Here is a 22,281-nt window from a genome sequence, read left to right as displayed (position 1 = left end):
ACTGACAATCGGAGAAACACCCTTCAGTACTTAGAGAAGAAGGCTCTTGTGGATTTCTCATCGTCCCGATGGGCATCGGGGACTCTGTCGAAATGACTAAAATAAACCAAATGTCATTTTGAACCGACTGATAAGGAGCGTGAGAAATCTAAAATTCCAACCAACATTTTTGAAACCTTTTTTCGGCGATGGAAAAAGTGTCGAATTCCAACCCTCCCCATTTCACTAAAGCGAAAGACCCCTCCCTACTCAGGGAGGGGAGCTTTTTCTGGGTAAAAAATATGGGCATTTCCAACTTGGGAAAAGCAGTTTGGAAAAATGACGGACAATGACCAAATACCGAATTTTTGATTCCCTTTCCAGAAGAAAACATCGAGAAAGCTCGGAAAGGTACCTGTTCCGTGCAACGGAACGGCCGAGTTTCGAGATGGGTTTTACGAAGTAAAAATTCCTACTGGAAAGTGCACTTTCTTTTGCTTCGTTTTCTTTAGGCAAGTAAAGAAAATGAAGAATAATTGTGTTCATTTTTTGTCTTCCCGATGGGAATAGGGATTCCGTCGAAATGACTAAACAAACACAGAATGTCATTTCGAACCGAAACAGAGTGGAACGTGAGAAATCTAGGCTTATGAAATGAGATTTCTCAGTCGCAAGCTTCTTCGAAATGACCAAACATAAACAGAAAGTCATTTCGAACCTGTCAGACTGAGCGGCTCGCCCTGAGCGCAGCCGAAGGGAGTCTAAGTCGACTGAATGGAGTGAATGTGAGAAATCAATCGAAAAAAACCATTCATTGTCCTCTTAAAAGCTACGCCCTAATTCTTTGAAAATTAATCTGTAGCTTTAGGTGTAATCATTCTTGCACCGAAATATGATTTCAAAGAACACTTTATTTCTACGTAGTTCCTATGGATTTCTGATTGTATTCTTTTCATTGCTATGCGTTTCATGCGAAGAAATTCCTAGTGAGAACAATGACACTAAAAAACAACTCCTCACGGCATTAGAAGCTTCATTGGATACCCTTTCCAACGTTTGGTACCCAAGGACCATTGATAGTGTTCACGGAGGTTTTTGGTCGGACTTTGATTATAAATGGGAAAAGGTTGGAGAGCAAAACAAAATGTTGGTGAGTCAGGCTCGGCATGTTTGGACCGCCTCCACCTTGGCCCTGTATTACAATGACTCCAAATATCAGCAAATCGCCAAACACGGATATCATTTCTTACGAAATCACATGTGGGATTCCCAGCACGGGGGTTTCCATACCCTGTTAGGTGTAGAAGGGGATTCCCTAAAACTATTATCGACAGGGAAAAGCGCCTATGGAAATTCATTTGCCATTTACGGACTGGCCACGTATTACAAGGTCTCAAAAGATACTTCGGCTTTGAATTTGGCCAAAAAAACCTTCCGTTGGTTGGAGGAACATGCCCATGATCCAGAATATGGAGGCTATTTTGATGTGTTGCAAATGGATGGTTCCTGGATGTTGGATGTTACCGAAAATGACCGTAATTATGACAATTATATCCGGAAGGACTGGAAAGATCAGAACTCATCGATACATCTGTTAGAGAGTTTCACAGCATTATATGAGGTATGGCCCGATGCCTTGGTAAAAGAACGGCTGGAAGAGCTTTTGGTCTTGATTAGAGATACCATCACAACGAAAAATGGCTATCTCATCCTGCACTTGCAACGGGATTGGACTCCAGTTTCCTATAAAGATTCTACGGAAAGTGTCCGCAAAGAAAACTTCTTCTTGGACCATGTCTCCTTCGGTCATGATGTAGAAACCGCCTTTTTACTCTTGGAGGCCTCCCATGTGCTGGGCAAGAAAAACGATACACTTACCATGAGGAGGGCAAAAATCATGGTAGACCATGCCTTGGATTGGGGCTGGGACGACTCAAAAGGTGGCTTTTACGAAGGAGGTCACCATTGGGAAGAAACCAATACTAGAACCATTGAAGATGCCCGGAAGGTATGGTGGACACAAGCAGAATGCCTGAACACGCTGTTGCTCATGTCCAAACTATATCCGGAAGAACCGCGTTATTACGAGTTGTTTGAGAAACAATGGCACTATATTAACACCTATCTGATAGACCATACCTATAACGGTTGGTTTGACGCCGGTTTGGATACAAGCCCAGAGGCGGAAAAAAGGGCCAAGGCCCAAATTTGGAAGGTAAACTATCACAATGTCAGGTCGTTGATGAACGTCATAAAAATGATGAAAGGCGAATTTGAACTGACCCAGTCCCACCAATAAACGCCTTTGGCATCCTTAAAGTTTCTAGCTACGGGCCAAAAGGCAATTCTATTTTTGCTAACTTAACGGAAACTAAAGGATTATGGCTACCTATTCGCTTAACATCAATGAAACCTTGTACGAGGTCGATGTGGCCCAGGGCACCTCATTGCTCTGGGTATTACGGGAACACTTGGGACTTACGGGTACCAAATATAGCTGTGGTATTGCGCAATGTGGAAGTTGCACCATCCATTTGGATGGAAATCCGGTCAGGGCCTGTGTCCTTCAAGTGGACAATGTGGCCAACGGACAGAAAATCAAGACTATAGAAGGTCTGTCTGAAAATGGTGACCATCCCTTGCAAAAGGCGTGGGTAGAAGCGCAGGCACCTCAATGTGGCTACTGCCAATCGGGGCAAATCATGCAAGCAGCCGCACTCTTGGAAAAAAATCCGAATCCGTCACGAGAAGAAATCAAAAGCCATATGAACGGGGTACTTTGCCGTTGTGGCACCTATTTACGCATCCTAGAGGCCATAGAAATGGCCAAGGAACAAACCAATACAACTTCGTAAGGCCATGAAAAATATCAGCAAAAAAGCGATAGCGCCCATAGGCCGCAGGCAGTTCCTAAAATCCTCTGGAGGAGCGGCCCTTTTTATTGGAGTTTCGGGCCTCTTGCCCAATTTAATCTCCTGTACGGATGCCAAAGGCATGGAGGGCCAATTCGCAAAACACGACGTCACGGCTTGGGTACGAATCACCGAAGATGGCCAGATAACCATCTACAATCCCGCCGCAGAAATGGGCCAGGGATCTATGACGTCACTTCCGGTCATTTTTGCCGAAGAAATGGATGCGGATTGGTCCAAAGTGGATGTAGAATTTTCTCCCCAGGAATCGGACATCTATGGTTCCCCGGGATGGCAGCCCGGTACCAAGCTGATGTTTACGGTGGGGAGTCGAACTACCAATAGTTACTACACCGTCATGCGAAACGCGGGAGCTCAGGCACGCTATGTATTGTTGCATTCGGCGGCCAAACACTGGGAGGTTCCTTTGGAGGAATTGACCACGGGTGCCAGTGAAATAATGCATGAAAACAGCGGTAAAAAAATAAGCTACGGGGCACTAGTACCTTACTTGACCATGCCCGAAACCTTGCCCGATTTTAATGATGGGGGATTAAAAGATCCAAAAGATTTTAAATTGATCGGAAGTCTAATTCCCCGTACGGAAATCCCACAGAAAGTGGACGGGAGTGCCCAATTTGCCATCGACCTTCGTTTGCCCGATATGGTCTATGGTGTTTTGGAACGGGGTGCCTTACATGGGGCCAAACCTACCCTGAACAATGAATCGGACATCCTGGCCATGGATGGTGTTTTAAAAGTTGTGCCTTTTAACTATGCTATTGGTATTGTAGCAAGTACTTTGGAGGCTGCCTTGGCAGCTAAAAAAGTTCTTGACATCACATGGAGCGATGCGCAGGCCTCCGGATTCAACTCACAGGAAATTTACGATGTATATGCCCAAATGGCCAGTGCCCCAGAAAAGGGAAATACCGTTAATGAAGTGGGAGATGTGGACCAAGCGTTTCGGACCGCGGCCAAAACCTATGAAGCCGACTTCAAGAACGACTATGTCTACCATGCCCAAATGGAACCTCTGAATGCGGTGGTTCAAGTAGCTGCTGATGGCCAAAGTGCCGAAGTCTGGGTAGGCAGTCAGCAGGGTCCGGATACCAAATTGGGAATCCCTGATCTGTTGGGCATTCCCCACGAAGCCGTCAACGTTCACCTGCAATATTTAGGCGGTGGCTTTGGACGGCGCAGTATGAACGATTTTGTTCTGGAATGTGGCCGCCTAGCACAGCAAATGGCACCGAAGCCCCTAAAATTGCTATGGACCCGGGAGGATGATGTCCGTTATGGTGCCTATAGACCCTTAACGTTGCAGCGGCTCAAAGTAAGTGCCGATGCCCAAGGAAACCTTAGCGGTTTCTCGCACTGTGTAGTGGGCGATGGTGGCAATTTGGTGGCCAGCGGAGCAAGGAACGATCATTATACCATCCCCAACCAATGGGTGGAATGGCGGGAAGCCTCGCACGGGGTACGCTTAAAACATTGGCGTTCCGTGGGGCATGGCCCTAACAAATTCGCTATTGAGGCCATGTTGGACGAGGTGGCCCATGATCAAGGGACAGACCCGGTGGCCTTACGCAGCAAACTCATGGCCGATTCCCCTCGCGCCCTGGCCACCCTGAACAAAGTAGCTGAAATCTCCAATTGGGATACCCCTTCCCCTGAAGGTCGGGCTAAAGGTGTTGCCTTTGTAGAGCATGGCTCCTTGGGTACTGGGGTGTGTGAAATCTCTGTGAACCGCAATACGGGAAAAATCAGCGTGCACCATTTTTGGATTGCCCTGGATGCCGGGGTGGTGGTACAGCCGGACAACGTGAAGGCGCAAATGGAAGGTGGTATCGTCATGGGACTAAGTTCCGTGCTCAAGGAACAGATTACGATCGTGGACGGACAGGTACAACAACGCAATTATGACAGTTACGCACTGCTGCGCATGCAGGAAGTTCCGGATAGCATTGAAACGATCATCCTTCCCTCAGCGGAACATCCGGAAGGAGTGGGTGAAACGGCAACGCCTATGGTGGCCGGGGCCATTGCCAATGCCTTTTTAAAATTGACCGGCAAACGCTTGCGGCACCTACCCTTTACCCCGGACCGGGTTTTGGAGGTCTTGATTGGTTAGAACGATGGTTGAGAATATCAATAAAAGAATCCCGAAGTCAATACATATAAACTCGAAAACAATTAATAATAAATGTCCGTAGACACCTATAGAACCTGTCAAAATTGTGGAACCGAAAATTTAAATCGGGATTATTGTAAAAACTGTGGGGAAATAATCAATATTAATTTAAAAAGAAAGCTTGAACGCCAGCAAAAGGTAAAGGAAAAGAGAGCAATCCAAAAGGTAAAGAAAAAAAATAAAATAACCCTCTTTTTTGAAGACGCAAAGCAACATGAGAATATAGTCATCCGGTATACCGCCCGCTTTTTTTACTCGATTTGGATTGTGGTACTGGCCATAGGTTCTTTTTTAGCGTTGGTTTTTGGATATATTGCGGCTTAGGATTTGAAACCATTCCGATGAAGCAGGTCTTTCTAACATTTCAAAAACACTATTTTCAGGTATTTTCACTCTTTGCGGTGTTAATCTATTTGGCGCAACGCTTGGAGATATCCCTTCCAGCGCTAGCAAATAATTATCTGAACGATTTCTTGTGTATGCCCATTGTGCTGAAAATTTGTTTGGAAGTGGCGCGATTTATAAAATCGGACAATAGATTGCAATTGCCCCCTATGTTGTGCTTCACAGTCACCTTGCTATTCGCTGGCTACTTCGAAGGATATCTGCCCATTATAAATGCGCGCTATACACAAGACCCTTGGGACTTACTTTGCTACGCCGCAGGAATGTGCTTGTTTTTTTGGTTAGAGCGAAGAATACGTACAGAATGATCATCATTTTGTAGACCATAGCTTGCAGGTGTCGAACGGTTACCTGATTCACAAATTGACCAATATGTCATTTCGAATCGAGTATAGAAATCCAAAAAATATCGAATAAACATTCTGTCACTTCGAGTGTTTTCAAACGAACGGTAGTGAAGTCGAAAATGTATCGAGAAGCTTTCTAGTCAAAAAAACTGCCTTGAGCGGCCAGTCCACAGCTTGTTCACTGAGCTGAGTCAAAATGACCCAATCACTCCCGATGTCATTTCGAACTGAATATAATGAACGTGAGAAATCTAAAATTCCATCCTATCGTTTTTGAAACCTTTATCGGCGATGGAAAAAGTATCGAATTCTGACCCTTCCCATTTCACTTAACGAGAAACACCCTTTTCCTCCCAAACCGATATGGCCTCCTTAGCCAATAGCTGCGTCATTCTAAATTCCTTGTGCCGCTGGTCGCTATCCATTTCGTAGTAACAATTGGAATACACATATCCATAATCCTTGGCATCCTGCGCAGAGGCCCCAAAATAAACAGCTTTAAACTGCGCCCAATAACAGGCTCCCAAGCACATCATACAAGGTTCGCAACTGGTATATAGCACACAATCCTTTAATCGATGCTTGCCCAGTTTTTTAGCAGCAATTTGAATGGCGTGTAGCTCCGCATGTTGGGTAATGTCCTGTTCCTTTTTTACTTGATTGTGCACGGCGCACACTACTTCATCGTTTAAAACGATAACTGCCCCAAAAGCACCTCCGGTAGAAGCGCTTTTCCCCTCTTTGGCCTTTGTGATGGCCATTTGCATATAGGTCTCGTGTGTCATGGTGTTTTGTTGTTAAAGATAAGTCGATTGATTGCGACTACCGTGCTCGTTCACCCAAACATGGGATATAATCTTTATTTGGAACTATCTTTCTCAGTTGATGACCAATACCTTTTTTAAGGTTTATAGAAAATATCATTTCGAATGGAAGCTGAGCCAAAAACAGGAAAGTGTGAAAAATATTAAAATATGCCGTGGGATTTCTGATTTGTCAATATTTTCAATTCTTAAGCATTTGCCTATAATGTTAAACTTTACTTCTTATATCCAACGAAAATATCCCCATAATTGGGTATTTTTTAGTTTGATTCCGCATCCTTTCTTTGTTCCCGTAAAAATAGGCCCATTTCTGGATAGCAGCAATAACATATTTCGGGGGAACATTGAAATTGCGAACAGGGTGGGCCTTTACAAGATACGTGATTATCCTATAATATACCAAAGTACTTTCCTGAAGGCATCGAACCTACTAGGCCCAACATTCAAAAGCGCATCCTAAAAGCGTGCGGCTATACCGGCCATTTTAACGAAATAGCCTTATGGAATATCGTAATGTCCCAAATGCCTTGTAAATTTTGACTTGGCTGTTAGGAAACAATCAAAATTAAGTATCTTGATTACCTAACGTAAAACGCGATCATGAAAGGTAAAAAAATCTGCTCCATGCCATTTTTGGCCATATTCTTTCTTGCACTGTGTGCTGGAAAAACGCTTAACGCCCAACAAGAATTTCTATACGGTGATCTCTTACCGGATGCACCGAAACTTGCCGCACGGGGCAAACACACCGTAGGGGTCCAAACCATGGAGCTCTTCCATAAAGATCAAATTGACATCCTAAATTCTAAAGGAGGAAAGGACGTGCTTTACGATCGACCTCTGACCGTTGAAGTTTGGTATCCTGCAGCAGTAGCATCAGCCAACAACGTATTGACGACATACGAAGAAGTAATGGGCACGCGTGGGGATAGCCTGCGCCCATTGATTCCCTTTACTTTTAAAGGCAGGGCCGTTCGAGACGCAGCACCAAAAACAACGGAAGGTGCTTTTCCCTTGGTAATAGTTTCGCATGGCTATGTAGGTTCGCGCTATTTGATGACCTATCTCACAGAAAATTTAGCATCCAAAGGGTATGTAGTTGTTGCCATTGACCATACCGATTCTACTTTTAGGGACGCCAATGCGTTTTACAGTACCTTGCTGAACAGGGCCAAGGACATCACATTTGTTTTAAATGAAATGGCTGCTTTGACCAATACCCCCTTTGGGAAAATTACGGATATAGACCGTACGGGCATAATTGGTTATTCCATGGGCGGCTATGGTGTTTTAAATGTGGGTGGTGCGGGTTATAGTGATGGTGCTGCTGGTTTCTTCAGACAAATGACAGGGGGCAGCACGGCTATCCAATCCCTTGTAGCTAGCAATCCCGATTATCAAGAATCCATTGATCCACGCATAAAGGCGATCGTAGCCTTTGCCCCTTGGGGTATGGCGCGGGGGGTTTGGGATGCTGAAGGGTTAAAAGGGTTAAAAAAACCCACTTTTTTCATTGCCGGCAGTCAGGATGATATATCCGGCTATGAAAATGGTATCAAGGCCCTATATGAAGGAGCTATCAATGCAGACCGATACCTGCTTACCTATATGAATGCAAGGCATAATGTGGCCCCAAATCCACCACCGACCGAATCCTTGGCGCCCGGACTCCACATGGATGAATATTATCGCTATGCAGATTCCTCATGGGACCAGCGTAAAATAAATAATGTTAATCAACACTTTGTCACCGCATTTCTGGGTATCCATCTAAAGGGAGAGGACCATTCCCTACTCTTGGACATTCCTAAAAACTCCAATGAGAAGGATTGGCCCGGTTTTAAACCACGCTCATCCACCGGCATGGAATTGTTACATGCACAGGGAATGGAATAGAAAAAATAGATAGTTCAATCTGATGCAATTTATAAGGTCTTGGTTTGGCTTTTTGGTCCAAGACCATTCAAGACAGTGTTCTTTACAGGTCCATTTATTGACCTAAAGTTTTGCTTAAGGGCATTTATCGCTAAAGTCGTTGATGTACCTTGACAAATAATACTCATTTTGATAAACAAAAAGAGGCTAGTTAAAGATAGGTAGACCACCTCACTTGGTGCAACAACAAAAACCTACCCTTGGTTAGCATTTTTGTTTGGTGGACTCTTCTCTTGACCAATGGCATTTGTGATGGAACATTAAAACGGGAAAGCATTTTGGTAAACAGTTTCTTATTAAAGGGCAAACTTATTGGAGACTGCTGGTATCCGTGGAATCGGTCGTTACAAAAAAGTCCTTGGTCTTGGGGTCTATGCCCTTGTATACCTGAAGTGCGGGACGCTCTTTTTGAAGGGCTTCCAGAGCCGCATCGGAGATATTCGTATCCCAAACATAGAGTTTGGAGAGCTTCGGCAACTGTTTGAAAACTTCTACGCTCCGATCCGTTATTCCCGTTTGGTATACCTTGAGGAGGGTCAGGTTCTGCAAATTCGTAAGCGATTGTAACTCTTTGTCCGTCAATGGGGTTCCATCAATTTCCAACCATTCCAGATTCGTACAGGAGGCGATTGTGGCCATCTCCTCAGTGCCAACCGGCAGGCCGCTCACATCCAATTCCACGAGGTTGTCCGCTACCCGTTTTAAATCCGTTATCGGTTTGGGGTCATAGTTTGGTGGCGCATAGACGTCCACACTAAGGGCGTTGGAGTTGGCCACCATTCTTTCAATGGTGAGATAGTCCGAGGACAGGTTCTGCAAGGTACTATCCGCAACCGTGGCAAAACTCCTCCATTTTTCTTCGTGGTCCGGCGTCCTCATTTCCTGTATGAGCCCTACCAGCGGTTCCGAGGGTTCTAGCTGGTCGAGTCGTACCGTATCGGGAGCGCCCAGGGCAATCCAACGTTCCAAGATATTGATTTCGAGTTCGCTCAAAGGGGTCTTTCCCTCCGGTGGCATATGGTCCTCGTCCTCTTTGGGCAGCCGTACACGCCGTACCAACAAACTCTTTTCCAAATCCCCGGGTACCACGGCCGGGCCGTGTTCTCCCCCTTTAAAAAGTTGGTCAAGGTTTGTCATCAAGAGTTCGCCTTTTTGTTTGTTGGGGTTGTGGCAGGATAGGCAGGTATTGTCCAAAATACGCATCACGACATCCGAATAAATATTCGGGTTTTCGGGTATTTTATCCAGTCTTTTGCTTTGTGGAAAGGCCAAAAAATCCGGTCCATGGGTGACCATTCCCCCATAGTGGCCCGTAAACCCAATAAGTCCTATGAGTACGACCTGGATTACTTGTTGGTAGCGTATTTGGGATGGAAACATATTTACGAAGGCATACCATACTGCCGATAGCAAGGCCAGGGCCCCGCCCAACCATTGGTGCCAAACGAGCAGGTCTCCTTTTACCAAGGTGTCCTTCCCTAGAAAAAATCCTGATATGGCCGTAACCAAGGCCGATACAACCGCAACTATTAGCAACCTTTTCGGCACATTTTTACCCGTTAGGCTCAAGAAAATTGCTATAAGCAGCAGCACAATGGGGAAATGCAGCACCAAGGGATGCCACCGTCCCAACCAGGACACCCACGCCGGTAATTCCATGTAGGATTCAAACAGCAGGCAAAAGACCAAAAAGACGGAAAGCCCCAAAATGAGGTAGTCCACCCAGCGTTTTTGCGTAGACTTTGTCATCGGGTTATGCTAAAAGATCTTTGATAACGTTCCCGGCCACGTCCGTCAATCGAAAACGACGCCCCTGATACTTATATGTGAGCTGTTCATGGTCCAGTCCCAAGGCATACATCAAGGTTGCATGAAAATCGTTGATATGCACCGGATTTTCAATGACGTTGTACCCAAATTCATCGGTCTGACCGTAATTCAAGCCTTGCTTTATGCCCCCACCGGCCATCCAGATACTAAAGGCCCTGGGGTGGTGGTCCCTGCCGTAATTGGCCGGGTCGAACTTTCCTTGGCAGTAATTGCCCCTTCCGAATTCTCCTCCCCAGATTACCAAGGTATCCTCCAACATGCCCCGTTGTTTCAGATCCAAAACCAAAGCGGCCGAGGCTTGGTCAACATCCTTCGCCTGACCCGCCATTTCGTTGGGCAGATTGCCGTGCTGGTCCCAGCCCTGATGGTATAATTGTATGAACCTCACCCCGTTCTCCGCCAATCTTCTTGCTTGAAGCGCATTGGCCGCATAGGTTCCGGGTACCTGGCAATCCTCGCCATATAGGTCGATAATGGATTTGGGTTCCTTGGAAATGTCCATGACATCGGGAACCGACATCTGCATGCGATACGCCATTTCATATTGGGCAATACGCGATTCTATCTCGTCATCGCCCGTCTCCACATGGTGTAACTTGTTCAATACGGATACCTCGTTCAAGAGGTCTCGTTTTTCCGATCGGGAAATACCCTCCGGGTCATTGAGATAGAGTACGGGGTCCTTTCCGGAACGCAACAGCACCCCTTGGTGCTTGGAATCCAAAAACCCGCTGGACCAAAGTTTTGAATAGAGCCCTTGGCTATTGCCATCTCCCCTAGAGGTCAGAACCACAAAAGAAGGCAGGTTCTTATTTTCGCTGCCCAGGCCATAACTCATCCAAGAACCCATACTGGGCCTACCGGATATCTGGCTCCCGGTCTGAAAAAAGGTGATGGCGGGATCGTGGTTGATTGCTTCGGTATGCATACTGCGGATGACCGTGATCTCATCGGCAATTTTAGCCGTATACGGAAAAAAATCACTGATCCAGGTACCACTTTGTCCATGTTGCCTGAAATTGACGGCCGGCGGCATCAACGGAAACTTTTCCTGATTCGCCGTCATGCCCGTTAACCGTTGCCCGTTTCGGATGGATTCCGGCAAATCTTCACCCATGCGCTTGCGCAACATCGGTTTATAATCAAAGGTTTCCAATTGCGAGGGCGCCCCGGCCTGAAACAGATAGATGACCCGTTTTGCCTTGGGGGCAAAATGGGGGATGCCCAAAGGTTGTTGGGCCAACTCTTTGGAGCCGTTCTTGAACAGATCGGGAATTAAAAGGGATCCTAAGGCCAAGGAACCTATGCCCACGCTCAACTGTGAAAAAAAGTGGCGCCTATTGACCTTTAAAGGGTTTTCGTTTTTATGTTCTTCCATACGCTTACTCTTTGGTGATGGTTTCGTCCAAATTATAGATTACCTGTGCGGTGAGCATGAGTGCGGCCGTCTTTGCGGCATCGGTTTCCAGCCTGGGATATTCCCCTGCCGCAATCAATTTTTCCGCCTCTGCCTGTCGCTCCCTATATCCTTTTAAGGCATCCTGGTAATAATTGGTGAGTGCCGCCAATTCCTGCGCTTTGGGAGACCGGACTAGGATGCGCCTGAAGACATCGGTCACATATTCTTTTCCATTTGGGTCTTCATAGACCAAGTTTTGGGCCAATACCCGGGCCGCTTCCAAGATCTGCACATCGTTCTGGAGCACCAAGGCCTGTAAAGGGGTATTGGTCTTTTGCCGTCGAACTTCCGAAAAATCGCGGGTGGGCGCATCAAAAATGGTCATGTTGGGCGGTGGCAGGGTCCTTTTCCAAAAGGTGTACAGGGAGCGTCTGTAGAGGTCGGCACCCTCGTCCTGAATATAATTTGTTAGGACACCCCTGTTTCCGCCGGCGTTCGTTTCCTCCCAAAGACCGGGAGGTTGGTAGGGCTTTACGCTGGGTCCCCCAATTTCCTGATTTAATAGTCCACTGGTGGCAAGGATGTAATCGCGAATCATTTCCCCGCTCATTCGAAACCTAGGGGCTCGTGCCCACCATATATTTTCGGGGTCCGAAAGTTTCAAGTCGGGCCTTAACTCCGATTTTTGTTGGTAGGTAGCCGAAAGCATTATTTTTTTGAGCAGGTACTTGATATCCCAACCGTGTTCCATGAAATCCACTGCCAGCCAGTCCAATAGTTCTGGATGCGTAGGTAGGCTCCCCTGAACCCCAAAATCCTCTACGGTTTCCACAAGGCCCTTTCCAAAAAGCATGGCCCAGATGCGGTTCACGAATACCCTGGCCGTTAATGGATGTTTTTGGTCCGTGAGCCATTCTGCGAGTCCCAGGCGATTTTTGGGAAGGTTATCGGGAAAAGCGAATATCGATTTTGGCGTATTTGGAAGGACGGAATCTGTAGGTTGGTCGTATTCCCCACGGTTTAAAATATAGGTGGTCTTAGGAGCGGAATCGTTCATGACCATTACGTTTATCTTGGGGGTATCCTTCATGTTGATAAAGGAAAGTACGCCATTGGTCTCCGCTGCCGAAATCTGGATAAACGGGGGGTCGGCAAAAAAAGCTTGGTTCTTGGCCTGCACGGCATCCATCTGAAGCCCCTTCTCATCCACCTGGTTGAAAAAGGCGAACATTTCAAAATAGTCCTTTTGGGAAATGGCATCGTATTTATGGTCATGGCAACGTGCACATTCCAGGGTAAGCCCTAAAATCCCTTTCCCCAAGGTGTTGGTACGGTCCAGCACGTAATTGACCCTATATTCCTCCTGTATTACCCCTCCCTCTTGGGTTATGGGATGATTTCTGTTGAATCCCGTGGCCAAGATCTGTTCCTTGGTGGGATTGGGCAGGAGGTCGCCCGCCAACTGCCAGGTTAAAAAGATGTCGTACGGTAGGTTCTCGTTGAAGGCATGTATGACCCAATCGCGCCACGGCCACATGGTACGGTAACTATCGTCCTGATAGCCGTGGGAATCCGCATAACGCGCCACGTCCAACCAGGATTGGGTCATACGCTCGCCATAGGCCGGGGAGGCCAAAAAAGTATCGATGATATGCGCTATGGTATCCTGGGAAGCCGGGGCCAAAAGCTGGGCAACGGATTCTGGAGCAGGGGGAAGACCCGTGAGGTCCAAACTGATTCTTCGTATCAAGGTCTCATTGGATGCTCTGTCTGAGGGAACCAAGTTATGCTCTTCCAATTTTTTGAGCACAAAGGCATCGATTTCATTATTCCCCCAAGTGCTTTTGGTTTGGGGAAGGGACGTTTTTTCCGGGGGGATGTACGCCCAATGTTTTTCAAATGGAGCCCCTTGCTCGATCCATTTTTTGATGAGTTTTTTCTCATAGGCCGATAGGGACAATTTGGAATCGGCCGGAGGCATTTGAGTCGTGGGGTCCTCCGATAGTATAGCCTGATAGACCTTGCTCTCCCGAAGGTTTTTTGGTACAATGGCGAAGTGACCAGGAGATTCCGGTAGTTCCGATAATGTGGATTCCTGAACGTCCAAGCGCAGTCCGGCCTTACGCTTATTGGCATCGGGACCGTGACAGGTATAGCAATTATCGGAGAGAATCGGTTTTATATGAAAATTATAATCTACCGTTTCCGGTAACGACAGGCTGGTGTATTCTTCGTTTTCGAATTCAAAAAGACCCCCTTTATAGGCATACAATCCGCCAATAATAGCTGCCAAAACCAGTGCCGTTGTGATTTTGTAATTCATTTGGAATGGGTTGAAATCCGGTCGCCCTCTAAATGTAATCAATTTACCCTTAATTTCAATTACTTAGCAACCCTCCAACAAAGGTATCGATAGTTGATGCCAAAAAAAATAATAGGAATAATTGATACTTTTGCAGCATGGAAAAAGAAACATCCAGGCTACTTTACGACTACTTGATAAAGACCGGAATCAGCGAAACGCTTACCGCATATTTAAACCTGACCATCCTGATGGCCGCGGTACTCGTTTTGGCATGGATTCTGGACTGGGTCATTTGGAAGTTTTTAAGGGCCTTTTCCATAAGGATTGCCAGGCAATCAAAGACCAATTTCGATAATTTTTTGGTTGCCAATAGGGTGCCTAGGTACTTTGCCCATCTGGCACCTATGTTTCTCCTGTTCAAAACGATGCCCGTCGCTTTTATCGATTTTGACTTCGCCCGCGGCATTGCCATGAAAACCCTGCAAGTAATGTTGGTACTCTTGGCCTTGTCAATCATCAAACGTGTATTCAGGAGTATCAATGATTACCTAAAAACCAAACCAAGGTTTAGGGACAAGCCCCTGGATAGCTACATACAGGTATTTATGATTTTTGGCTGGTCCGTAGGTATTTTGGCCATTCTGGCCATAGTGACCAACGTACAGGTCTGGAAATTCTTTACGGCCTTGGGTGCTGGGTCGGCCATAATTCTTTTGATATTCAAGGATTCCATTTTGGGTCTTGTGGCAAGTATCCAAGTAAGCGCCAATGATATGGTACGCATAGGCGACTGGATCACCTTTGATAAATATGGGGCGGACGGGGATGTAATTGAGATCAATCTCGCCACGGTCAAGGTGCAAAATTTTGATAAGACCATTACCACCATTCCCACCTATGCCTTGATATCCGACTCCTTCAAAAACTGGAGGGGCATGCAGGAATCGGGAGGGAGACGGATCAAAAGGGCCTTGAACATCAGTCAAAAAAGTATTCGTTTTCTCTCCGATAAGGATGTGGAAGCGCTCAAAAAAATCCAATTGATACAACCGTATTTATCCGACAGAAACGAAAAAATAAAGGCCTTCAATATAGAAAATGGACGGAACAAGGAACTGGCGATCAACGGTAGAAACCTCACCAACATAGGCGTCTTTCGCAAGTATATTACGGACTATTTGGAAAACCACTCTGCCGTGAATAAGGGCATGACCCTGATGGTTAGACAACTGGCTCCTACCCCGCAAGGTATTCCTTTGGAAATCTATGCCTTTAGTGCAGACAAACGCTGGGAAAACTATGAATATGTGATGGCGGACATCTTCGATCACCTAATGGCGGCCCTTCCCTTTTTCGATTTAAAGGTTTTTGAGCTCCCGGTGGATTTTGGACAAAACGTTTAAGAATCTTAACGAATTGAAGTCCCAATAATACCATTCTCGCCCAAAGTTCATTCCACAAAAAAAGTCCTAGCTTACGCTAAGACTTTTTGACCACTCCGTGGTCCCACCTGGGCTCGAACCAGGGACCCCCTGATTATGAGTCAGTCTCTTTATGGTCTCAAATGGTTTTATATGTCTTGAAACGCCCATTTATGGGGTTTTTAATTATCTTTAAATTCGTTTTAAACCATTCAAAACCAAAAAAAGCACGCTGAAAGCACGCTGAAAAAAATTAAACAATAATCTCTTTTTCTTATGGCAACAATTAAGGTCACCTTCGATAGACGCGCCTCTAACACAGTTAAAGGTAAAAAATTTCCTTTGGTACTACGTATCAGCCATAACCGAAAAACACGCGACATTCCTTTCAATTTGCACTTAAAGGAGAATCAATATGATTTTACCACAGGTAAAATTAAAGGCGTTATGAACGCTGTGCGCCACACTAAAAGGACAATTAAGATATATTCAGATGTGGATTTATGGCTAGATGAGCACGCTGGAGAAATAAAAAATTGGGAAATGAATCGCCTAAAATCAGAAATCGAACAACGATTCTTTAAAAAATCGCAATCCCGCACCATTTTAAATCATGGTGCAAAATATTTGAACCGCCTGCGTATTGAAGGAAGGTTTTCAACTGCAAGTTCTTATGAGGATGCCTTAAAATCCCTAATTAAATATAGGAGGCATTTAAGAGGTTTGGCGGATTCTAAAATCAAATCCTTATTTGAAATCAAGGATGATAAAATGATACCTTTAGAGGAATTCAAGGATTTCGACATGGAGATCAAGGCCATCGATTATGGTTTCTCGAAAGACTTCAAAGCTTACCTATTAAATCGTTACACCTCAAAAAATACTCCGGCCATATTTCTTCGAAGTCTACAGGCCATTATGAACGATGCAAGGAAAACCTATGAAGATTTGAAAGACCACAAGCCTTTGTCGAATATTAAAAAGAAAAGTCACGCAAACGCTCCCTCACCCATCGATTTGCAGGATATCCAAAAAATCAGGAAGTTAGAGTTGCCACCATTTACCCCTATTTGGGACAACCGCAACTATCTACTGTTCATGTTCAATAATATGGGTATGAACTTTTTTGATATGGCCATATTAAAACGCTTTCAATTTGAGGATAACCGTATCAAATATTTTCGCAAAAAAACGCACTATGAAGGTGATTATTTTAGTGTCCTACAGAACGCTGAGTCTTTGGAAATTATCAACCACTATTTAAACGGTCAGGACGATAATGAGTATCTTTTTCCGATTATCCCAAATAATACTTCACCTGAACGTTTATACAAGGTCAATAAAGGAAAGATTAAAATTTTCAATAAGTACGCTGGAAAAATTGCAGCGCTTGCTGGCATCGATAAAAAAATTACTACCTACACATTACGAGATACTTGGACAAATATTGGGTTGGACATGGGAATCGATATACGGAAGATTTCCTCAGGCCTAGGGCACTCAAGTGTTCAAGTTACCGAAAAACACTACGGCAGAAGCGTTTCGGAGAAAATCCTAGATGAAATAAATGCCAAAATCACAAAAGCGTAATATTCCTATCCATAAAATGGACAACTTACTTTTTCATTTGACCTAAGATACTTTGATGATTCCTTTACATTTTATGCTGTGATTTCTAGTCCAAAAGAAAAAACTCACGAGAAGTCGAATCAAATAAGTATACTTTATCAAAACATTTAATTGATATACTTTTTCGAACAAGTTGGTCAAACCTAAAACTTGACGATTTATGACCTTTTCCTGCTTCTATCAAAAGCCATTTCTCATCTACTAAATTTTCATATGCATTAACTAATTTGGATTTTCTATCAATAATCTTCTGTATTTCCTTTATATCGGCAAATTCGACACGATGCGCTCCTATCCATTGCCAAAGACTATTATCTGTATCATTGGAGACACTGATTTTGTTGAAATACTCATTTTCTATTTTATTCCTTTTAGTTGAGACGTAGAACTTTCTATCCTTGTTGACAGCATAAATATCATAAACCGTATCGTGCAACAAATCCACAAAATATGATTTCGAATAAGTTTTAACATCCATCTTTTGTTGGGTATAATGAAAATAAACGTTCAAAGCTTCATTGTTATTTTTTTTGAATTTGTTCTCGGCACCATTTAATACCTCCTTCCTGAATTCCTCGATTTTCTTCAGCTTGGAATTTAGATATTTAGTATGTTCGACTGAAATTTTTTTATTTGGGCATGTCAATATAAAATCAGGTGTTTCCATCTCATCAATATCAACAATAGTTGTCTTAAGCATAGTGTACTTTAAAAACTCATCCAAAATATACCTCTCTATTTTCTTTTGTTTTATTCTGGTCATATTATGTTTTGTATTATAAATAACTACATTTTTTTCTCCCTAACCACAAAAAGTAACCATCATAGCCAAAGTATTTTCATTTTCGATATGCCCTTTTGCCGCTAAAATGAAATTCCCCGATTCTTCCTTCTCTTTGTATAGTCAGTCAACTCATCCTTAAACCCGTTGTAATCTTCTTGGTTCCCTGTTGGTTTGTCCAATAGCGAGCCGATAGCATAAACACCCTTTCTCAATAGTCGGTTTTGTTTGAAGGTGTTTTTACTTGCTATCCGCTCCTGTATGGCTTTACGAAGCCCTTTATCCATGTGATGTATAGTTGCTTTCCTGTCAAGGTTAGGATGTACGCTTTCATTTGTCAGCATGTAAGCGACCCTATCGTAGTGGCCCAGTTCCATCAAATGACCGGCCCATAGATTCTTGAGGTTGTCCCTTCTATTTTTGATGAGATTTTCCAAAACCGGTTGCTGTTGCTTTAAGGTCGTTTCCAAATCTGAGATGGAACCTAAATAAAGGTTTGTTCTTTTTGGCATCTTGTAACTTGAGTTTATGTTGGTGTAAATCGACTTTATGTTGATACCGCTTTCTCCTTTCTCAAAATAGAATCCCTTGGCATTGAAAAAAGCGATGTAGTCCTTTGGGGATTTCTCGAACGATGCATGCATCCGTTCGGCATGTTTGAGGTAAGCGCCTAAAGCAAGGCTTTCGTATCGCCGTTTATAATCGGGATGCATCCGTTCGAACAATCCGGGAAAGACCATGGGAAGAAAAAAGGAGATGGCCGTTTGCTTGGATACATTGTCAACATCCTGCTTTATCATCATTTCTAACATGAGATGGTTCTGTCGGACAAATCCATTTGATACATGCTCCTCCATTTTTTTTGGAAAGGGAAGATTTCCCAAGGGAACAGGAACGGAATATTTTTCCGAATCGTTGAACAGTAGTTTGTTGTTCTGGTATCTCACACCCAAGGCCTGGAACAGGTGCCTAACGCTACCATCCGTTGCCCCTACATTGAAAACGCCTTTTCTCAATACATCCCCTATCAAATCGAACTTTCCCTGTAGGGCTTCCTTTTCCTTTATGGTTTCCGTGTCATGTATTCTTTGTTGGATTTTGGGAAAGGTTTCTTGTAGGTTTTTCCTAAATAGATGTTTCTGCTCGCTTGACATATATTTTTCAAGGAAGCGGTGCTTTTCCGATTCCATTAGGATTGGAACGATGTCCGTAAAACTGAGTGTTTCGATATGTTCCGATAGCAATCCCTTTTTCTGTTTTGATTTCAAGTACGATGTTCGAATCGCTTCCCTTATCAATTTTTGCATTTCTATTAGGAACTGTTTGCTATGAATGTTTATTTCGGTCCATGCATCGCCATTGCCGAAAATATCCAACCGCTTCTGCATGCTTAGATGTTTGCCCAGTTCCTTTTCCCTGAAGACATATCCTGATTTGTCGTAGATGGTATACCCTTCAATGGTATCCCTCTTTATATCAAGTTCGATATCCATGCCCTTATATTCCTTGAGCACTTCCTTGAGGTCGTGCGGTCGGATGGTCTTGAATAAATCGTAGGTCGTCCCTATTTGTTTCAAAAGCCGCTTCCGGTGCATCGGCAATAGCTTGGACCTTTTATGACTGTCGAAGATCCTTTGGAGTTTCGGGCCGCTCATTTGTCGGTGTATCTGGGAACCATTGATAAATCGGGTTCGGTATCCTTGTCGGTTGTCCAGTCCAAAGGCTACCCCTGCCCTTCCCGTTGTGCTTTGGGTCTGTCTGACCTCAATATGATAGGGCTTTACAAGTCGGGCCAGCTCCTCGAAACTCCTGACCTTATATCTCTGTAGGATGCGGTTCAATACGTCCTGTATGTAGTATCGTGTTCCTTGGATATCATCGTTGTTGGTTCTCGGTTCCGGTAATCTGAAAATCGGGAGTTGCTTCTCCTGTTTTGTCCTTGGGACAGGTTCAAGATTATATTTAGTTTCCAGATAACCTGTGGTGGTCATGCTCCTTCTCTTGCTATTGTAGAGACTTAGAACCTGTCCCTTGTCATTGACATTGGTGGTTAAGATATGCACATGTTCATGTTTGGTATCGTTGTGTCTTACGACCATGAAGGGCTGTTCCCCATAGCCCATCTTTTCCATATATTCCTTGGAGATTTCAAAAAAGGTACTGTCATCGACATGCTCGTCGTGGGGCAGGTTCAGGCTGATATGGGCATAGCGGTTCTTCGTCGCGTTGCGCTGTCCCTGAAAATGGAGAAGGCTCCCGAAAAACTTCGGGGGGATATCCTGGGAAAAAGTATTCCCATAACCGAGGACCTGCATGCCCTCCTTGCCGAGGATATAGTCCAAGGTTCCCCTGCAGGTCTGTCCGTAAATTATCTTGGCTATCATTCCGTTCTTGCTTTCAGCGTTATTTCCAAAAGTTCGTAGAGCAGTTCGTTGGTCCTTTTTATTTCCGTTTCGAAGCTTATGTTGGGGTTTCTTAAATTCTTTTGGTGGGCCAACTTTACCAATTGGTTTATGTTGTTCCCTATCCTGTTGATATGGTAGGCAAGCTCCAAAGTATCGGGCAATCTTTCCTTCTCTTCTGTTTTGCCGTTCAGGACCAATCTTCGAAGCAATGGACCGAGGGTTCCTCTTTGGCAAATGTCCAAATTGTAGCTTTCGCAAATGGCCCTCAGTTTTTCATATTCGGCATCGTTGAACCTGAGCATTATATTATGCCAACGCTTCTTGTTCCCCAATCGTTTCCTTCCCCTTTTTCTAGGTTTCATTTTAGATGCTCATTTTAGCAGAACACTTCGCCAGAAGTAGCCGATTCTAAGTTACTTAGAATACACCTCGCTATCCGTTACACGGATAAATATAACGGGAGAATATTTAATATAACCAATTTATTTTCAATTATTTATGATGTTGAATCATATGAAACCGCATAGGGACAAATGGGACCAAACCGATGTTTTATATGGCCTTAACTGGGATGTCGAAATCCTGAAAAAATCCGTTGATGACGGTTTTGTGGGTAGGGGAAGGAAAGGTCAAGGGGCGTTCTACGCCGCTTGTACTTTTGGGCGACCGAGGGGGTCGGGCGGCCTGTAGCGGAAGGACGACCGTTGCGGACCGGAGAAGCGTGTCCGCATGGGAGAATTGGAGCAGGAGGTCTGGCCGACTTCCGCAGGGGAGGATATAATTTAGTAAACCCGTATAAACTCCAATAATCTATTATTGATGTTAACCAAATTGCAATAATTATTTTTAAATATAAGACATTTTGAAGGATACCATACTAGAATAGGATGATTAGCTAAACCTATAAAAAGACCACGAATACAAAGCTTTGTTCAAAGAAATACCTTCTAGATTATAGTATAACTTAAAGGGCCTGTTTTTCAATACTAAAATTATATTTTTAAGGATTCATAAACAGAGTAATCTTTTCTTTTGAAAGAAAAGGGTTTGCTCCCTCACAACTAGCTACCATTGCACCAACTGCACATCCATAATCCAACGCCTTTTGCGGTCCTTGTTCACTGAAAAGTTTAAACAAGAGAGATGCCAAGAAAGAATCCCCGGAACCAACTGTATCAACTACCTTTATTCTATAGCCACTATTGTAATAAAAGCATTTATTTTGATATAGTGTTGCACCATAAGCGCCTTTTGTTACACATATAGTTTTCGTATTAGTCTTAGTCGCAACATAAACTATGGTTTGTTCCAAAGAGTTGTATTTTGACCCTAATAAAGTTGCAATTTCGAAAAGCTCATCATCGTTAAACTTAATGAAATTAGCTTCCATCATTAAATCAACCAACAGCCTGGGATTATAATGGGGAAACCTAAGATTTGCATCCAGTACTTTATAACGAGCTTGTTTTAATAATCCTTTCAGAGTAGACCTAGAAACATCATCTCTACATACCAGTGTTCCGAATACAAAGAAATTAGAATCCCTAACCAATTTAGCATATTTATCTAAAAAAGGAATTTTATCCCAAGCTACAGGATAGGGGATATCATAAGAAGCCACTCCCTTATCATTCAAGCCCACATTTACCACCCCAGTCGGAAAATCCCCATGCTTGTAAATACAACTAGTATCTATTCCCGAATTGTTTAGATGGTTCATAATTTTTTTTCCTCTTTCGTCGTCACCAATACTACTTACAATCGATACATTCACCCCAAAAGATTGTAACCTTAGAGAAACATTTAAGGGAGCTCCCCCAATTTTAGAATAAGTTGGAAAACTATCAAAAAGGACTTCTCCAAAACATACTGCTTTCATTTTGTGCACTGATTTTTTCATTTATTTTCAATTATC

The 22,281-nt window shown here is 44.0% G+C and carries 16 protein-coding genes; 8 read left to right on the top strand and 8 right to left on the bottom strand.

The window, feature by feature from the left end; all coding sequences use genetic code 11:
- Window positions 1–871 precede the first annotated feature (871 nt).
- From F0361_RS07015 to F0361_RS07000, 4 genes are all read left to right on the top strand, one after another.
- Window positions 872–2,278 (top strand): AGE family epimerase/isomerase, encoded by a 1,407-nt coding sequence (locus F0361_RS07015; protein WP_154917797.1) that lies wholly within the window; start codon window positions 872–874, stop codon window positions 2,276–2,278.
- An 82-nt stretch (window positions 2,279–2,360) separates the two neighbouring features.
- Window positions 2,361–2,834 (top strand): (2Fe-2S)-binding protein, encoded by a 474-nt coding sequence (locus tag F0361_RS07010; RefSeq protein ID WP_154917796.1) that lies wholly within the window; start codon window positions 2,361–2,363, stop codon window positions 2,832–2,834.
- A gap of 4 nt (window positions 2,835–2,838) precedes the next feature.
- Entirely contained in the window at window positions 2,839–5,025 is a 2,187-nt protein-coding gene (locus tag F0361_RS07005) for a xanthine dehydrogenase family protein molybdopterin-binding subunit (RefSeq protein WP_154917795.1), read from the top strand.
- Between the two features lie 401 nt (window positions 5,026–5,426).
- On the top strand, window positions 5,427–5,798 hold the full coding sequence (locus F0361_RS07000; protein WP_154917794.1) for a hypothetical protein: 372 nt from the start codon (window positions 5,427–5,429) through the stop codon (window positions 5,796–5,798).
- A gap of 368 nt (window positions 5,799–6,166) precedes the next feature.
- Here F0361_RS07000 and F0361_RS06995 read toward each other — a convergent pair whose 3' ends face one another.
- The gene (locus F0361_RS06995) at window positions 6,167–6,622 is read right to left on the bottom strand and encodes a nucleoside deaminase (protein ID WP_154917793.1); all 456 of its coding nucleotides are present in this window, start codon (window positions 6,620–6,622) and stop codon (window positions 6,167–6,169) included.
- A gap of 639 nt (window positions 6,623–7,261) precedes the next feature.
- On the opposite strand from F0361_RS06995, the gene F0361_RS06990 reads away from it, so the two are divergent.
- Window positions 7,262–8,557, top strand: coding sequence for an alpha/beta hydrolase family protein (locus F0361_RS06990; protein WP_246160826.1), 1,296 nt, complete (start codon window positions 7,262–7,264; stop codon window positions 8,555–8,557).
- A gap of 348 nt (window positions 8,558–8,905) precedes the next feature.
- Here F0361_RS06990 and F0361_RS06985 read toward each other — a convergent pair whose 3' ends face one another.
- From F0361_RS06985 to F0361_RS06975, 3 genes are read right to left on the bottom strand one after another with little or no spacing between them, the layout of a single operon-like run.
- Window positions 8,906–10,345 (bottom strand): c-type cytochrome domain-containing protein, encoded by a 1,440-nt coding sequence (locus F0361_RS06985; protein WP_154917792.1) that lies wholly within the window; start codon window positions 10,343–10,345, stop codon window positions 8,906–8,908.
- A 4-nt stretch (window positions 10,346–10,349) separates the two neighbouring features.
- A complete protein-coding gene (locus F0361_RS06980; protein WP_154917791.1) occupies window positions 10,350–11,804 on the bottom strand; it encodes a DUF1501 domain-containing protein in 1,455 nt (484 codons plus the stop codon).
- Between the two features lie 4 nt (window positions 11,805–11,808).
- A complete protein-coding gene (locus tag F0361_RS06975) occupies window positions 11,809–14,148 on the bottom strand; it encodes a PSD1 and planctomycete cytochrome C domain-containing protein (protein WP_154917790.1) in 2,340 nt (779 codons plus the stop codon).
- A 137-nt stretch (window positions 14,149–14,285) separates the two neighbouring features.
- Between F0361_RS06975 and F0361_RS06970 the strand changes: the two genes are divergently transcribed.
- Entirely contained in the window at window positions 14,286–15,533 is a 1,248-nt protein-coding gene (locus tag F0361_RS06970) for a mechanosensitive ion channel family protein (RefSeq protein WP_154917789.1), read from the top strand.
- A gap of 294 nt (window positions 15,534–15,827) precedes the next feature.
- Window positions 15,828–17,141 (top strand): phage integrase SAM-like domain-containing protein, encoded by a 1,314-nt coding sequence (locus F0361_RS06965; protein ID WP_154917788.1) that lies wholly within the window; start codon window positions 15,828–15,830, stop codon window positions 17,139–17,141.
- A gap of 85 nt (window positions 17,142–17,226) precedes the next feature.
- On the opposite strand, the gene F0361_RS06960 is transcribed toward F0361_RS06965, so the two are convergent.
- The 3 genes from F0361_RS06960 to F0361_RS06950 all read right to left on the bottom strand — a co-directional run bounded on the left by F0361_RS06960 (window position 17,227) and on the right by F0361_RS06950 (window position 20,728).
- Window positions 17,227–17,943 (bottom strand): hypothetical protein, encoded by a 717-nt coding sequence (locus F0361_RS06960; RefSeq protein WP_154917787.1) that lies wholly within the window; start codon window positions 17,941–17,943, stop codon window positions 17,227–17,229.
- A gap of 101 nt (window positions 17,944–18,044) precedes the next feature.
- Complete coding sequence (locus F0361_RS06955) at window positions 18,045–20,345, bottom strand: relaxase/mobilization nuclease domain-containing protein (protein ID WP_154917786.1); 2,301 nt, start codon at window positions 20,343–20,345, stop codon at window positions 18,045–18,047.
- Window positions 20,342–20,728 (bottom strand): plasmid mobilization protein, encoded by a 387-nt coding sequence (locus F0361_RS06950; protein WP_154917785.1) that lies wholly within the window; start codon window positions 20,726–20,728, stop codon window positions 20,342–20,344. The genes F0361_RS06955 and F0361_RS06950 overlap by 4 nt, the downstream gene beginning before the upstream one ends.
- 136 nt (window positions 20,729–20,864) lie before the next feature.
- Here F0361_RS06950 and F0361_RS06945 point away from each other — a divergent pair, with 136 nt between their 5' ends.
- On the top strand, window positions 20,865–21,056 hold the full coding sequence (locus F0361_RS06945) for a hypothetical protein (protein WP_154917784.1): 192 nt from the start codon (window positions 20,865–20,867) through the stop codon (window positions 21,054–21,056).
- 310 nt (window positions 21,057–21,366) lie between these two features.
- Here the strand turns inward: F0361_RS06945 and F0361_RS06940 are convergent, their stop codons facing one another.
- Window positions 21,367–22,266 (bottom strand): carbohydrate kinase family protein, encoded by a 900-nt coding sequence (locus tag F0361_RS06940; protein ID WP_154917783.1) that lies wholly within the window; start codon window positions 22,264–22,266, stop codon window positions 21,367–21,369.
- Window positions 22,267–22,281: the final 15 nt, after the last annotated feature.

It is taken from the genome of Maribacter flavus (genome assembly GCF_008386635.1).
In the GTDB taxonomy this organism is placed as follows: Bacteria; Bacteroidota; Bacteroidia; order Flavobacteriales; family Flavobacteriaceae; genus Maribacter; species Maribacter flavus.
The sequence above is the reverse complement of the archived record's forward strand: the minus strand, read 5'-3'. Positions and strand labels throughout refer to the sequence as shown.

Coding starts and splice junctions, on each gene's coding strand:
- F0361_RS07015 (WP_154917797.1), top strand. CDS start 872: ATGATTTCAAAGAACACTTTATTTCTACGTAGTTCCTATGGATTTCTG.
- F0361_RS07010 (WP_154917796.1), top strand. CDS start 2,361: ATGGCTACCTATTCGCTTAACATCAATGAAACCTTGTACGAGGTCGAT.
- F0361_RS07005 (WP_154917795.1), top strand. CDS start 2,839: ATGAAAAATATCAGCAAAAAAGCGATAGCGCCCATAGGCCGCAGGCAG.
- F0361_RS07000 (WP_154917794.1), top strand. CDS start 5,427: ATGAAGCAGGTCTTTCTAACATTTCAAAAACACTATTTTCAGGTATTT.
- F0361_RS06995 (WP_154917793.1), bottom strand. CDS start 6,622: ATGACACACGAGACCTATATGCAAATGGCCATCACAAAGGCCAAAGAG.
- F0361_RS06990 (WP_246160826.1), top strand. CDS start 7,262: ATGAAAGGTAAAAAAATCTGCTCCATGCCATTTTTGGCCATATTCTTT.
- F0361_RS06985 (WP_154917792.1), bottom strand. CDS start 10,345: ATGACAAAGTCTACGCAAAAACGCTGGGTGGACTACCTCATTTTGGGG.
- F0361_RS06980 (WP_154917791.1), bottom strand. CDS start 11,804: ATGGAAGAACATAAAAACGAAAACCCTTTAAAGGTCAATAGGCGCCAC.
- F0361_RS06975 (WP_154917790.1), bottom strand. CDS start 14,148: ATGAATTACAAAATCACAACGGCACTGGTTTTGGCAGCTATTATTGGC.
- F0361_RS06970 (WP_154917789.1), top strand. CDS start 14,286: ATGGAAAAAGAAACATCCAGGCTACTTTACGACTACTTGATAAAGACC.
- F0361_RS06965 (WP_154917788.1), top strand. CDS start 15,828: ATGGCAACAATTAAGGTCACCTTCGATAGACGCGCCTCTAACACAGTT.
- F0361_RS06960 (WP_154917787.1), bottom strand. CDS start 17,943: ATGACCAGAATAAAACAAAAGAAAATAGAGAGGTATATTTTGGATGAG.
- F0361_RS06955 (WP_154917786.1), bottom strand. CDS start 20,345: ATGATAGCCAAGATAATTTACGGACAGACCTGCAGGGGAACCTTGGAC.
- F0361_RS06950 (WP_154917785.1), bottom strand. CDS start 20,728: ATGAAACCTAGAAAAAGGGGAAGGAAACGATTGGGGAACAAGAAGCGT.
- F0361_RS06945 (WP_154917784.1), top strand. CDS start 20,865: ATGATGTTGAATCATATGAAACCGCATAGGGACAAATGGGACCAAACC.
- F0361_RS06940 (WP_154917783.1), bottom strand. CDS start 22,266: ATGAAAAAATCAGTGCACAAAATGAAAGCAGTATGTTTTGGAGAAGTC.